This is a genomic window from Halomonas sp. MCCC 1A11062, assembly GCF_021404355.1.
Taxonomy (GTDB): domain Bacteria; phylum Pseudomonadota; class Gammaproteobacteria; order Pseudomonadales; family Halomonadaceae; genus Halomonas; species Halomonas aerodenitrificans.
On the sequence record NZ_JABFTW010000011.1, the window covers coordinates 15196 to 28122 of the forward strand.

The following is a 12927-nucleotide window of genomic DNA, read 5'->3' on the forward strand; positions in this document are numbered from 1 at the left end:
GAGGCACGCTCATGCATCTGCTAGCTGCCATTCTGCTGTTCCTCGGGCTGAGCCTGGCGAGCCTGTATGTATTTCCCAGCGGTCAGCCGCAACCCGCCGATTTCCTGCTGCTCGGCTTTGCCGTGTTGATGTCCTTGCTGGCGCTCACCGATCGCGGCAGGGTGTTGTCGTCCTTCGTCATCTGCTGGGCGTTGATGGTGCTCTGGGTTCTGCTGGTCAGCCTGGGCTGGGCACTGGTCATGGAACGTACCTCCTTCTTCATCTATCCCGCCTTTTTCTTCTTCAACTTCCTGGTGGGCATGGCGCTGCTGCGTTTTCTCGGCGTTTCGGGCGAGACGGGGTGCAGCCTGATCCGTAACGCCATTTCCATCGCCTTGCTGATTGCCGCCAGCCAGGTGCTGCTGCAACTGGGGGCCGGGGCGAACCGCACTACCGGAAGCTTCAACAACCCCAATCAGCTGGCCTACTTCTCGCTGTGCGGGATCGTGATACTGATGCTGCTGGACGATTTCCGGCCGCCGCTGCGTCCGCTGATGCTGGCCGGATTGGTGGCGGCCGTGGTCAGCATTCTCGCGGCTTCATCCCTGGGAGCCATGGGCGGTGCGGTGCTGGTCGGCTTGGGTTGGGTGGTGGCCAATCTGGATCGACTGCGCCGCTTCGCCAGGCTGTTGCTGGTAGCGCCACTGATCCTGGTGGTGGTGGTGATGGTGAACCTGAGCTCGGATGGCCAGGTGCAGAGCAATCTGCAGTCGCGCATGGATCGCGCCCCGGACAAGGTGGAGAACGCCTACGAGGAGCGCAAGTACGACCGGCTGGCCAACTTTCCGGAATACGCCATTCTGGGGGCGGCGGAGGGTGAACGGCGACGCTTCTATCCCTACCACAGCAGCGAGATCCACTCTTCCTACGGCAACATGCTGTTCGCCTATGGCATCCCCGGGTTCGGGCTGTTCCTGACCGTCATCTTCCTCGCACTGCATAGAGCGCCGCTCTACGTCTGGATGGGCGTGGCGGGGCCGCTGATCTATTCGATAACCCACAACGGGCTTCGCTCGACCCTGTTCTGGATGATGCTGGCGATCTGCTGGCACCTCTATCGACAGGGCTGGCGGGAGTACCGGACGCCTGCCTTTGCTCCCCCTGCCGTGCCGGAGTCGGAACGCTATACGCGCAGTTCATCATGACGCGCAGTTCATCATGACGTGGAGTCCATCATGAATCTACGGAACCTCATCTGTTGGCGATCGTTCAAGTATCTCCTCGGCCTGGCACTCCTGGCCGCAGTGGGCTGGGTGCTGGTGTGGCCTGGGACGACTACCCCACCGGCTGCTGCACAATCCCTGGCCATCGTCAGCGCCGTGGGCGAGACGGTGCCGGTGGAGAGCAGTGGCGATGCTGCCGACGATCCGGCCATCTGGTACAACGCCCAGGCGCCCGAGCGCAGCCTGATACTGGGAACCGACAAGAGGCGCGGCCTGGAGGTCTACGACCTGGCGGGGGAACGGGTGCAGTCGCTGCCGGTGGGCAGGCTCAACAACGTGGATCTGCGTCAGGACGTGCTGCTCGATGGGCGCCGCAGGGACATCGCCGTGGCGACCCATCGTGATACCGACAGCCTGGCGGTCTTCGAGATCGATGCAGCCGGTGAAGTGAGCCTGCTCGGCAAGGTGGCGACCGGTTTGAAAGAGATCTACGGCGTGTGCCTCTACCGCCACGAAGAAGAGCTGCATGTGTTCACCAATGGCAAGGATGGCAGCTATCTCCAGCATCGCCTCGAGATCGTGCAGGGGGCTCCGCAGGTCGAGCTGCTGCGTTTCTTCCGACTCGACTCCCAGCCCGAGGCCTGTGTGGCGGACGATGCGCGCTCGATGCTGTTCGTCGGTGAGGAGTCGTTTGGCGTCTGGGTCATGCGGGCGGCGCCGGACGCGGGTACCAGTCGTGAGCTGGTGGTCGAGGCGCAATCCCCCCTGGAGCCCGACATCGAAGGCCTGGCCCTGTACGGCGACCGATACCTGATCGTCTCGAGCCAGGGCAATCACCGCTTCGTCGTGCTCGAAGCCAGCCCACCCTATCGGCTCGTGGGGGTCTTCAGGGTCGATGAGGACAGCGAGAGCGGCATCGGCAGCGTACGTGAGACGGACGGCATCGAAGTCAGCGCTCACAGTTTCGGCGAGCGTTATCCCATGGGGCTGATGGTGGTGCAGAGCGGCAGAAACGCCTCGACGAACCAGAACTACAAGTATCTCGACTGGGCGCAGATAGCCGAGGCCCTGGAGCTTCCCGGTCTCCAGTGAGCGGTCATGCAAATCTGAGGGAATTGCCAATGCTGATCCCCTTACAGCCGCTGCTGCGGCTTCCCCGCTGTATCAAGCGGCGCGTGCTGGTCGCGGTCGATGCTCTCATCATCATGGCCAGCGTGCACCTGGCGGTCGCTCTCCATCAGGAGAGTCTGGCCGCCTTCATCGACCAGCAGCTCTGGTCGACGAGCCTCGTCGTGGCTCTGATCAGCCTGGTGCTGTACCGTTGGCTGGGTCTGTATCGGGTGGTGATTCGCTACATGAATCACACCACGGTACTGAGAGCGGCGCTGGCCGTCACGGTATCGGCCTGTGTGTTGCTGCTGGTGACGCGATTGAAGCATCCCGAGCTGGTGATGCCCATCATCGTCACCTATGCCTTGCTGGCGCTGCTCGGCATAGGCGGTGTGCGCTTCGTGCTGCGTGAACTCTATCTCCAGCACCAGCGTAGCAAGTGTCGTCCGGTCATCATCTATGGTGCGGGGGCGGCTGGCTGCGAGCTGGCGGTGGCCCTGCGGCATGGCATCGAGTTCGAACCGGTGGCCTTCGTCGACGACTGGCGCGGTCTCGATGGCGCTCTGGTAGAGGGCCTGCGCGTTTATCAGCCGGTAGCCCTGGCGGCGTTGATCGCAGAGCACAAGGCGGCGATGGTGCTGCTGGCCATCCCCAGCGCGCCGCGCTGCCGGCGTCGGGAGATCCTGCAGCGGCTCTCGGCTCTCTCCGTTCCTGTCAAGACCATTCCCGGCAGTGCCGATGTGATCGCCGGCCGTGCGAGCCTGTCGGAAGTGCGTGACGTGGCCCTGGAAGACCTGCTGGGCCGGGAGCCGGTGCCACCCTTCCCCGAGCTGCTGGATGCCGACATTCGCGGCAAGACGGTCATGGTGACTGGCGCCGGCGGGTCGATCGGCAGCGAGCTGTGCCGGCAGATACTGGAGCAGCAGCCCGCTCGCCTGCTGCTGCTCGATAAATGCGAATTCGCCCTCTACGCCATCGAGCAGGAACTGCTGCGGCACCCGGCCATGCGGGCAGGTGTCGAGCTAAAGCCGCTGCTGGCATCGGTGCAGCACCGCGCTGCGCTGGCGACGATCTTCGCCACCTTCGAGGTGGATACCGTCTATCATGCCGCGGCCTACAAGCATGTGCCGCTGGTGGAGTACAACCTGATCGAGGGCCTGCGCAACAATGTGTTCGGCACCCTCGAACTGGTTCGGGCGGCGGTACAGGGTCAGGTGGCCACCTTCGTCATGGTTTCCACCGACAAGGCGGTTCGGCCCACCAACGTCATGGGGGCCTCCAAGCGCCTGGCGGAGCTGATCTGTCAGGCCTTCGCTCGGGCGGGAAACCGCACCCGCTTCTGTATGGTGCGCTTCGGCAACGTGCTGGGCTCGAGCGGCTCGGTGGTACCGCGCTTCCGCCAGCAGATCGAGCAGGGGGGGCCGGTCGAGGTCACGCACCCCGACATCACACGCTACTTCATGACCATTCCCGAGGCGGCTCAGCTCGTCATTCAGGCCGGCGCCATGGGCAGCGGGGGAGAGGTCTTCGTGCTCGATATGGGAGAGCCGGTGCGCATTCGCGATCTGGCGGTGAACATGATCCGGCTCTCCGGCTTCTCGGTGAGGGACGACCGCCACCCGGCGGGCGATATCGAAATCGTCTATACCGGGCTGCGACCGGGTGAAAAGCTCTACGAGGAGCTGCTGATAGGCGGTGCCGCGACGCGTACTTGCCATGACCGCATCATGACCAGCTCCGAGCGCTACTGGGAGTGGCCGATGCTCGATGCCTTCCTGCGCCGGCTCGAGATGGCGCTGGCCGGTACCGATCACGCCCTGATTCGCCAGTTGCTGCAGGCGGCACCGCTGGACTACCGGCCGACGGACGAGCTGGCCGACCTGGTCTGGGAGGCCCGTCAGGCGCGCATGACTGCGCCCACTGTCCGTCCTGTCCAGGCGAGCCTGCCGTCGGGCGTCACGCTTGCGGCCATGCTGGGCCCGATGGCCAAGGGGGGGTGATATGCGAATCGAGCCGCTACTGATCAAGCATTGGCTGATTCGCAAGGGGGAGAAGTGCGGCTTTCACCTGCTGTCGATGAAGCGTTTCCGTCCCGTGGATGCACGCAGCTACGAGGGCAACCCGCTGAGCCTCAGCTATCGCCACCCAGGGCGCCGCCTGCTGCTGGACGCCCCTGTGGCCTGGGGCTTCGGCCTGTTCAATTTCCCGTTCGACCGTCCGCGACCGCTTGCCGGCGTGATACCGCGTGCCCTGGCCACTCCCGGCAGGGAACGAGCGCTGATCCGGGAGGCGTTAATGGCGTTTTATCAAACTTGGCAGCCCCGCTCGGCGGCCGAGTTTTTCGGTCTGGACAGGAGCGAGAGCGAAGCGTTGGATGCGCTGCCGAGCTGGCTTTCGCCATGGCCCTGGGACCCCCTAACGCTGGAGCAGAAGCGCATCCAGCGACGTCGCGCTGAAGAGCGAGAAAACGCCAGGGTGCTGGGAAAGGTGCTTGGCCTTGAGGCTGGCTGGAAGTTCTGCGGGCCGGTGAGCGAGCTCAAGCTGCACGTCGAGGTGGAGCGCCTGGCACGGCTGGTGGAGTCGATACGCCGCCATGGCATGCGCCGCCATGACGGTACCGATGGCGACATTCGCGCCCTTGTGCTGAGCCATTCCGACGGCCGCTGGCGCTGGCAGGTGCTCGTGGGACAGCATCGCTATGCCGTGATGAGTGCCTTGGGCCAGGAGCGCATCCCCATCCGCGTCGAGCAGTTCGTTCGTCGTCAGGAAGTGATGCTATGGCCGGGAGTGGCTTCCGGACTCTTCACGCCCTCCACTGCGCTCAAGGTGTTCGACGACTGTTTCATCGAGCACGACCGTTTCATCGAGAAATCGCAGCCTGAAGCCGTCACGACGGATCGAGAGCCGCCACAACAGAGTCAAGGGGAATCCCATGATGAGCTGGAAGCGAGTTCGGAGCAGGTTGGCCCGGGGGCCCCGCGGTAAGCGCCGCGCCCCCCGGCACTATTACGTTGCCGGGCAGGTGGGATTCGAACGGCTTGCCGTGGCGTTGGCGGAGCGCGGCGTCGACCACCTTTTCCTGCACTGGCCAGGTGCGGAGGTGGCCTGGCCCAGCGGTGAGGAGGTGGTGCTGCTGGTGGCCGACGAGGCCTTGCCTCAGGCAGTCGCGCTGCTCGGCACCAGCGCGCGGCCGGGCGATCTGCGCTGTACCCTCTACAGCGTGGGCGGGCTGCCGGGCAGCGATCGCAACAAGGTGGCCTACCTGCCGGTGCGGCGGGCACGTGAACTGCTTGCCGCGGCACGCGAGCAGCCCGCCCCTCGCCTGGCCAGCGAGGCGCAGCGGTTGATGGCGCTGAGCGTGGAGGCGGTCTACCACCTCGGTTTGGCCAGCGGCCTGAGCAGCGAGACCGCCATCGGCGATGGCTACAAGGCATCGCCCCACGCCAGTGCCATCGAGGCGCTGAATGCCCGCTGCGGCCAGTGGCCGCCATCCGTCCGGCTCGACCTCGAGTCGCTGGATGGCTGGCTCAGCGAGGCGGGCTGGGCGCCGCTTTCGGATACCGTGCTCAAGCTGTCCGCTGTCAATCCCTGGCTGAAGTTGCGCCAGCAGGTCTCGACCCATGACGTCGAACCGGGATTGGCGGTCTACCTGATTCGTGAGCGTGGGTTGGAAAAGCTCGATGGACTGCGTGAGGTGCTCGCCCGCAATGGTTTCGACGTGCTCCATGAAGCCCCCATCGTCGATGAGCATCGTGACGAGGTGGCCGATTTGATCCGCGGAGGCAACTGGGGACGGGGGCCGTACCCAACCAGCGGGGGGCTGCCCGCCTACCTCCTGGTGACTCACGACGTCTATCCGGACCTCTCGCCCTCGAAGGCGTCGGGCGCTTCCGAGCTGGTGGACAATGCCCGCGTCTTCACGGTGAAGGAGCAGATGCGCCGTCTGGTCAACCGGGGGCAACCCGCCTCGCAGCACTGCAACCCCGTTCACTCCTCCGACAACGCCATGCAGGCAGTGGAGTACCTCAGCGTGGTAGCGCCCGAGAGGGTGGATGAAATCGTCGCCTGTGCTCGGCAGCGCAATGCCGACTTCGTCACGCCATACCCGGTGCTGGCCGACTTGAGCAAGCATGCCCGCCGGGCCAAGGTGGAGCTGATCGATTTCCATGGGCGGTGGGCCATCTGCAAGACCTTTCGGCCGGGCCGTGAGCGCTTCCTCGAGCGTGAGGTCAAGGCGCGTGAGTTGGGCAGTTCGCTGCCGGAGGTCTCACGAATCATGGAAATCGGCCCCCACTACCTGGTGTTCGAGTGGTACGAAAACAGCCTGCCGAGCATTCTTTCGCCCAAGCCGCTGTTCTACCCGCATGGGCTGCTGCCGATATGGGCGATCGAGCGGCTGCGAGCGATCATCCTGCACTATCGACAGCTGGGCTATGAGTGCATCGATTTCAATCCCCACAACGTGATCTACGACCCCTGCAAGGGGCTCAAGGTGATCGACTTCGAGTTCCTTCAGCCAGGGTATCAAGAGCAGGGCACGTTGAAGGGCAACTATGCCTGGTATCCGGTACCGGCGTCTTTTCCCGGTGACATTCCGCCCACGACCCAGCGTCGCCCCTACCTGCGTCGCTGGCTGACGTATACCGGCCTGCCGCGCTTCATGTGCCTTTATTCCTTTCCGCGCCCCGTGCTGATCGTGGTGCGGCGCATCACACTGGTGGCCATCACCTTGGCAGGCGTGCGTCGTCTGGGCTGGCGCAAGCTACGGCGCATGACCGGAAAGGGTGTGCCGCGGGCCAAACCGGTGCAAGGGGGCGGTCGGCCTGGGCCGGTAGCCTGATAACGTCGCAGTAGCACTCATGAAAGCCAGCACCGCGCGCCGGGCATGCGCGAGTAAGTCGATGCAGGGGGGAGGGAACATGCTGCTGAAGAAGATCAAGCGCTATGCCAGGCAGCGCTATGCCAGCCAACTGGGACGACCGGTGACTCACCGGCGCTACATCGATGGCCGGGTGGGCATGGTGGGCTTTCTCGATGCGCTCAAGAAGAGGGAGGTCGATTACGTCGTGCTGCGCTGGTTCGACTCTCTGCCTGTCATCGAACCGGGCGAGGACGTCGACATTCTCGTTGCCGACGAGGATGTCGGAAAGCTCAGCGAGTGCGTGAGCGTCAATCGTCGCAAGCGTGATATCGCCTGCGACCTCTACAGCGTCAGCGGCCTGCCAGGCACGAGCCATCACCAAGGGAGCTATTACCCTGCGGCGAAGGCTCGTCAAATCCTTGCCAACGCTATCTGGATGAAGGAGCTCGTTCGCGTTCCCGCGGTCGATGATCACTTCCTGTCACTGAGCTACCACGCGATCTACCACAAGGGATACCTGTCGGGTATCCCGTCGGAGTTCAGAGAGCGCAATGCCAAGGTCAAGCCGCCCAAGGATCACGACTACCTGGGCATTCTCGAGACGCTGCACGGTCAGTCGAGCTATGCCGTCCAGGAGCTTGGCATTACGCTCGAACGGCTCGATGCCTTTCTTTCAGGACTGGGGTGGCGGCCCGATCGGGACACCCTGAGGCGGCTGGCAAAGCGCAACCAGTGGATCGGTGACAACTTCTTTGGCTGATCCCATCCCACACGCAGCCCACGCGGAGTGGAGAAGATGCCATGAAAGCATCATACGCAGGCCTGAATTTTCCTTCAGATGCCATGTCGCGTAGCGCGGCCCTCGAAGCGCTGGAACGGAACAGTTCCCGCTGGCAGCTTGCCATCAAGCCACGGGGGCGCTGCGGGAGGGAAAAGTTGCCATGCCCCGTGGCCGAGGTTGGCTATCGTGAGCGTGTGCGGCTCACACCGCGTGCCAGAGCGAACCTGGAAGCGCTGGTGGGTATCATCCTGCCGGGGCGAGAAACCGCGCTGGAGCTGCTGGTATATCGTCCCTTGCCTCTAGCCAACGGCGACAGTCATGCGCAGCGGGACGGCTGGCTGATCCTGGCCGGTGAGGAGGCGGCCCAGGTGGCGTGCTGGCTGCTCGACGACTGTGCCGGTCATTTCCTGCGCCATGCGCGCCTGGGGCGTTACACCGTCACCGCGGCCAGACTCTCCTATTTCCGTTCGTTTCTCGCCAACAATCGCTTTCACCACGACGAAGTGCTGCTGGATGCCAGTCTGGTGCTCGAGCTGTATGGCCTACACAAGGCCGAATGCATTGACTACCTGGCGCTCGCAGCCGAGACGACGCATCGACCGTGCATGAGGCGCAACGACGACGACTGTCGGCATCACGGGCTCTCGCTGCAGGAAATGCTGACCACCCCAGGCTGCCATTTTCGTCTGGGCGAGCTCCGCTGTGTCTCGTTCGAGCAAATCATTCGCTTCAAGCGTTCGCGCGGCACCTTTGCGGACCGTCGTGACCTGAGCATGATGCAGGCCTTGGTGACAGGAAATCGCCTGGCCATGCTGTGGCACCGCGCGCTCTATGAGCTCGATCTGGGGCGTCGGTTTATCGCTGAATGGTTGATTCATCGGGTACGGCCCGCAGCTAACGGGCAAACCCTTGCTTTCTCTCATCCTTGGCGTCGCCGTCGGAGCCACTGACATGGCATTTTTCTCGGTCGTGATACCTGTCCTCAATCAGGTAGCGACGCTGACGGACTCGCTCGCCAGCCTATATCAGCAAACCTTTCGCGATTTCGAAGTCATTGCGATAGATAGTGGCTCGACTGACGGCTCCTACCAGCTGCTCGAGCAGCATGCGAGCAAGGGCCGGCTGCGCCTGTTTCGGCAGGAGGAGTGTGGCGCCCAGGCGGCAAGAAACTTCGGTGCGGAGCAGGCCAGGGCTACCTGGCTGGTGTTCTTCGATGCCGACAGCATCCTGCTCTTCGATCACCTGTCGCGTTTCGCCGAGGCCATCGGCAGGCATGCCGACATCGAGCTGTTCGTCAATGCCTATCAGCAGATGGAAGGGCACCGAAGGTTGCCACGAACCGCCAGCCTGCCCAGCGGGGTGACCACTCGCCGAGCGGCGTTGGCAGCCATTGCCCAGCATGACTTCATTCACACCGGTGCCGCCTGCATACGTCGTGGGCGCTTTCTGGCGCTGGGCGGCTTTCCGCTGGATTCCTGGCACGACGATAGCGATACCCATTTTTGGCTCAAAGTGCTGTGTGAGCTGGAGACGATCCACTACGACGATACCGTGACCTGCCTGTGGCTCAGGTACACGAGTGACGCTAGTCAAGATGTCAGCGAGGCGGACCACTCCCGCGCTGATGCCGAGCTGCTCGGCGAATTTTCGGGTCGGCTGGCTTGGGGGGAGGCCCACCATCTTCGTGCAACTCTCAATCGCAGGGTGCTTGCCCGGGCGGTTGAAAAGAAGCGGCGAGGGCTTCCGGTGCGGGCGGATCTCGCCGCGCTGATGCTGGGGGGCATGCGCCTGCAGCACTTGCTGCAAGTCTTGCTGCTGTTGTTGCCGCTGTCCTGGTTCAAACGCCTACGAAACCAATAGCAGTGACAGCACGGCACAGGAGAGGAGCTATGGCTCACTGGCATGGGAAGCAGCCGAGATAGCCCTGTTCATGATGCTGGGCGAACAGCGTGTGATTCCTTGAGGAGCGATACCATGAGTGGCACCGTGATCACCTATGGCACCTTCGACATGTTCCATATCGGCCATCTTAACCTGCTGCGCCGACTGGCGGAGATGGGGAGCCGCCTGATCGTGGCGGTCTCGACCGATGAGTTCAACGCCGGCAAAGGTAAACGTACCCTGATCCCCTTCGAGCAGCGCGCCGAGATCGTGCGCTCCATTCGCTATGTGGATAGCGTCATTCCCGAGACCTGCTGGGAGCAGAAGGTCGACGACGTCCAACGCTACGACGTGCACACCTTCGCCATCGGCGAGGACTGGCGCGGTCATTTCGACTACCTGTCACGCTATTGCGAGGTCGTCTACCTGCCTCGTACCGATGGGGTATCGACCACCGACCTCAAACGTTCGCTCAACCGCTTCAGCAGCGTTTCCCGTGAAGACCTGCTGCGTGCCTTCGACGTGCTCGAGGCGCTGCGCAAGGACTTCGGCTGAAGCGCTCAGGCCATGGTTTCGGCAGTCACCGGCTGGCGTCGCCTCGGCTTTTCCAGCGAGACCAGAAGGAGATTGACCATGACAACGATAATGTCCATCTCACGCAAGAGCTATCGGCGGTTGGCAAGGTTCCCTCGCAGGTTCTGGCACCGATTTGCGCCTAGGCAATACCCTATCCAGGACCTCAGTCAGGACTCGATAGGTCCCCTGGAGGCGCTATACGCTTATCCTGACGTTCCTTGCCTGATCCGCTGTCGGTTGGCCGACTGCCGCTGGTACGGCTCGACGGGCATCGCCTACGGCCCGGGCTCGCGCCATCCTTATGTACAGAGCTTGCAGCAGTACGTAACGGGCGAGTGTCGGGACTACCGAGGCAGCTGTCTGGAAGCCTACTGGCAACGCTGGCAGCCGACGACATTGGCTGCGTCGCTGGGCCTGAGCGAAGATGTCGCGCACCCTTGGCTGAGCGTGGCGCCCCCATTGAGGGACTTCCTGCCCTGGAGCGGGCTGGCCCGGTGGGAAGCGCTGCGTGCCTATGCCGATTCAGAGCCGGTCAGGCGTGAAATGCCCGTTTCGAGAAAGGACGCAACCGCCATACGCCAGGTAGGGCCCAAGCCAACCTGGTTCGGCGAGCGTCGAATCGCTCAGCTGGTTGCCCTGTACGAAACCATCGTTCGGGAAGGGTACCGTCGATGGGCCTCCCAGCGGCTGGACTACTTCCGGCAGCATATCGTGGTCGATACGCTCGAGCGCGATGGCGAGGTGCGTTTCGTGGTGGCCAACGGCCAGCATCGCGCCTCGGTGCTTTCGGTGCTCGGTCATGAGTACGTACCCGTGCTGGCACACGTGCCGCATCGACGGGGGCCTTCATTGGTTCGGCGAGAAGACTTCCGCCGTTGGCCGCTGGTTGAGCGCGGCATATTCTTGCCCAGCCAAGCCCTGGAAGTCTTCGACCGGATCTTCGAGGGTCGCCAGCCGGACGAACTGCCTCGCCTGCCGATCGCTGACAGTACTCGGCGTCATGCCGCCATGTCCTGATCCCCTTGCATGAGCAATGAAGACGAAGCCGTCATGCGTCGCATGGCGGCTTCATCGTTTCTGAGAGATGGATGTTGGAACTGTCACAGCGAATGTTATATTTTTCACATTCGTGCAGTCTTCCCCTGCGCTGATATCACGACAACCAGATGCGGCGGGTCCTGGCACATCGCCGCCGGCACCAAAGGATGGATTCCATGACTGCCATCATGAGCCTGGTCGGCATGGCGACGCTGATCGCCATCGCTCTGATTTTTTCCACCAGCCGTCGCGACATCCGCCTGCGAACCGTGGGTGGCGCCTTCGCCATTCAGGCCGGCATCGGCGCCTTCGTGCTCTACGTACCGTTCGGTCAGGCGGTGCTGCAGACCATCTCCGCCGGCGTGAGCCAGGTAGTGCTCTACGCCAACGACGGCATCGACTTCCTCTTCGGCGGCCTGGCGGATACCGACAACATCGGCTTCGTCTTCGCCATCAAGGTGCTGCCGGTGATCATCTTCTTCTCCTCGCTGATCGCCGTGCTCTACTACATCGGCATCATGCAGTGGGTGATCCGCATCCTCGGCGGGGCGCTGCAGAAGGCGCTGGGCACCTCGCGTACCGAGTCGCTCTCGGCCACCGCCAACATCTTCGTCGGCCAGACCGAGGCGCCGCTGGTGGTGCGCCCCTTCATCGCCCGCATGACCCCCTCGCAGCTGTTCGCGGTGATGTGCGGCGGGCTGGCCTCGGTGGCCGGCTCGGTGCTGGCGGGCTATGCGGCGCTGGGCATTCCCATGGAGTACCTGGTGGCGGCCTCGTTCATGGCCGCGCCGGGCGGCCTGTTGTTCGCCAAGCTGATCATGCCCGAGACCGAGAAGCCGGTAGACGACGTGGAGGAGGCCAGCGAGGTGATCGAGGCCGAGGATAGGCCGGTCAACGTGCTCGACGCGGCGGCGGCAGGGGCCTCGTCCGGGCTGCGCCTGGCCGCCAACGTCGGCGCCATGCTGCTCGCCTTCATCGGTCTGATCGCACTGGTCAACGGCATGCTCGGCGGCGTCGGCGGCTGGGTCGGCTTCGAGCAGCTGAGCCTGGAGCTGATCCTCGGCTGGCTGTTCGCGCCGCTGGCCTTCGTGCTCGGCGTGCCCTGGGCGGAGGCCACCCTGGCCGGCTCCTTCATCGGCCAGAAGCTGGTGGTCAACGAGTTCGTCGCCTACATCAACCTGGCGCCCTACATCGACGGCGACGCGATGGTGGCCAATACCGGCCAGGCCATGAGCGGCCACACCATCGCCATTCTCTCCTTTGCCCTGTGCGGCTTCGCCAACCTCTCGTCGATCGCCATCCTGCTCGGCGGCCTGGGGAGTATCGCTCCCAGCCGGCGTCACGACATTGCCCGCTTCGGGGTCAAGGCGGTGCTGGCCGGCACCCTCTCCAACCTGATGTCGGCGGCCATTGCCGGGTTCTTCCTCTCCATCGGGGGAGTGATCTGATGGTCACCGCAAATCCATTTCGTATCGACA

11 protein-coding genes are annotated in these 12927 nt (G+C 63.6%); all 11 read left to right on the forward strand.

The genetic code is table 11. The features are described from left to right. Positions 1 to 11: 11 nt before the first annotated feature. The 11 genes from HOP58_RS13320 (at position 12) to HOP58_RS13370 (ending at position 12897) form a co-directional block, all read left to right on the forward strand. Positions 12 to 1184 (forward strand): hypothetical protein, encoded by a 1173-nt coding sequence (locus tag HOP58_RS13320; RefSeq protein ID WP_234260552.1) that lies wholly within the window; start codon positions 12 to 14, stop codon positions 1182 to 1184. A 30-nt stretch (positions 1185 to 1214) separates the two neighbouring features. Continuing rightward, entirely contained in the window at positions 1215 to 2294 is a 1080-nt protein-coding gene (locus HOP58_RS13325; RefSeq protein ID WP_234260553.1) for a phytase, read from the forward strand. A gap of 29 nt (positions 2295 to 2323) precedes the next feature. After that, positions 2324 to 4312, forward strand: a complete 1989-nt coding sequence (locus HOP58_RS13330; RefSeq protein ID WP_234260554.1) for a nucleoside-diphosphate sugar epimerase/dehydratase — start codon at positions 2324 to 2326, stop codon at positions 4310 to 4312. A 1-nt stretch (position 4313) separates the two neighbouring features. Beyond that, a complete protein-coding gene (locus HOP58_RS13335; RefSeq protein ID WP_234260555.1) occupies positions 4314 to 5297 on the forward strand; it encodes a hypothetical protein in 984 nt (327 codons plus the stop codon). Next, positions 5248 to 7152, forward strand: coding sequence for a hypothetical protein (locus tag HOP58_RS13340; protein WP_234260556.1), 1905 nt, complete (start codon positions 5248 to 5250; stop codon positions 7150 to 7152). Before HOP58_RS13335 ends, HOP58_RS13340 begins: the two co-directional genes overlap by 50 nt. Positions 7153 to 7231: 79 nt before the next feature. Beyond that, positions 7232 to 7933, forward strand: a complete 702-nt coding sequence (locus HOP58_RS13345) for a hypothetical protein (protein WP_234260557.1) — start codon at positions 7232 to 7234, stop codon at positions 7931 to 7933. Positions 7934 to 7974: 41 nt separating this feature from the next. Next, on the forward strand, positions 7975 to 8904 hold the full coding sequence (locus HOP58_RS13350; RefSeq protein WP_234260558.1) for a hypothetical protein: 930 nt from the start codon (positions 7975 to 7977) through the stop codon (positions 8902 to 8904). Position 8905: 1 nt separating this feature from the next. After that, a complete protein-coding gene (locus HOP58_RS13355; RefSeq protein WP_234260559.1) occupies positions 8906 to 9814 on the forward strand; it encodes a glycosyltransferase family 2 protein in 909 nt (302 codons plus the stop codon). A 114-nt stretch (positions 9815 to 9928) separates the two neighbouring features. After that, positions 9929 to 10390 (forward strand): adenylyltransferase/cytidyltransferase family protein, encoded by a 462-nt coding sequence (locus tag HOP58_RS13360; RefSeq protein ID WP_346657461.1) that lies wholly within the window; start codon positions 9929 to 9931, stop codon positions 10388 to 10390. Positions 10391 to 10468: 78 nt separating this feature from the next. Next, positions 10469 to 11428: a hypothetical protein gene (locus HOP58_RS13365; RefSeq protein ID WP_234260560.1), complete on the forward strand. Its 960-nt coding sequence runs from the start codon at positions 10469 to 10471 to the stop codon at positions 11426 to 11428. Positions 11429 to 11625: 197 nt separating this feature from the next. Next, positions 11626 to 12897, forward strand: coding sequence for a NupC/NupG family nucleoside CNT transporter (locus HOP58_RS13370; RefSeq protein WP_234260561.1), 1272 nt, complete (start codon positions 11626 to 11628; stop codon positions 12895 to 12897). The last annotated feature ends 30 nt before the right edge of the window (positions 12898 to 12927 follow it).

Coding starts and splice junctions, on each gene's coding strand:
- HOP58_RS13350 (WP_234260558.1), top strand. CDS start 7,975: ATGAAAGCATCATACGCAGGCCTGAATTTTCCTTCAGATGCCATGTCG.
- HOP58_RS13370 (WP_234260561.1), top strand. CDS start 11,626: ATGACTGCCATCATGAGCCTGGTCGGCATGGCGACGCTGATCGCCATC.
- HOP58_RS13355 (WP_234260559.1), top strand. CDS start 8,906: ATGGCATTTTTCTCGGTCGTGATACCTGTCCTCAATCAGGTAGCGACG.
- HOP58_RS13335 (WP_234260555.1), top strand. CDS start 4,314: ATGCGAATCGAGCCGCTACTGATCAAGCATTGGCTGATTCGCAAGGGG.
- HOP58_RS13345 (WP_234260557.1), top strand. CDS start 7,232: ATGCTGCTGAAGAAGATCAAGCGCTATGCCAGGCAGCGCTATGCCAGC.
- HOP58_RS13325 (WP_234260553.1), top strand. CDS start 1,215: ATGAATCTACGGAACCTCATCTGTTGGCGATCGTTCAAGTATCTCCTC.
- HOP58_RS13360 (WP_346657461.1), top strand. CDS start 9,929: ATGAGTGGCACCGTGATCACCTATGGCACCTTCGACATGTTCCATATC.
- HOP58_RS13320 (WP_234260552.1), top strand. CDS start 12: ATGCATCTGCTAGCTGCCATTCTGCTGTTCCTCGGGCTGAGCCTGGCG.
- HOP58_RS13340 (WP_234260556.1), top strand. CDS start 5,248: ATGAGCTGGAAGCGAGTTCGGAGCAGGTTGGCCCGGGGGCCCCGCGGT.
- HOP58_RS13365 (WP_234260560.1), top strand. CDS start 10,469: ATGACAACGATAATGTCCATCTCACGCAAGAGCTATCGGCGGTTGGCA.
- HOP58_RS13330 (WP_234260554.1), top strand. CDS start 2,324: ATGCTGATCCCCTTACAGCCGCTGCTGCGGCTTCCCCGCTGTATCAAG.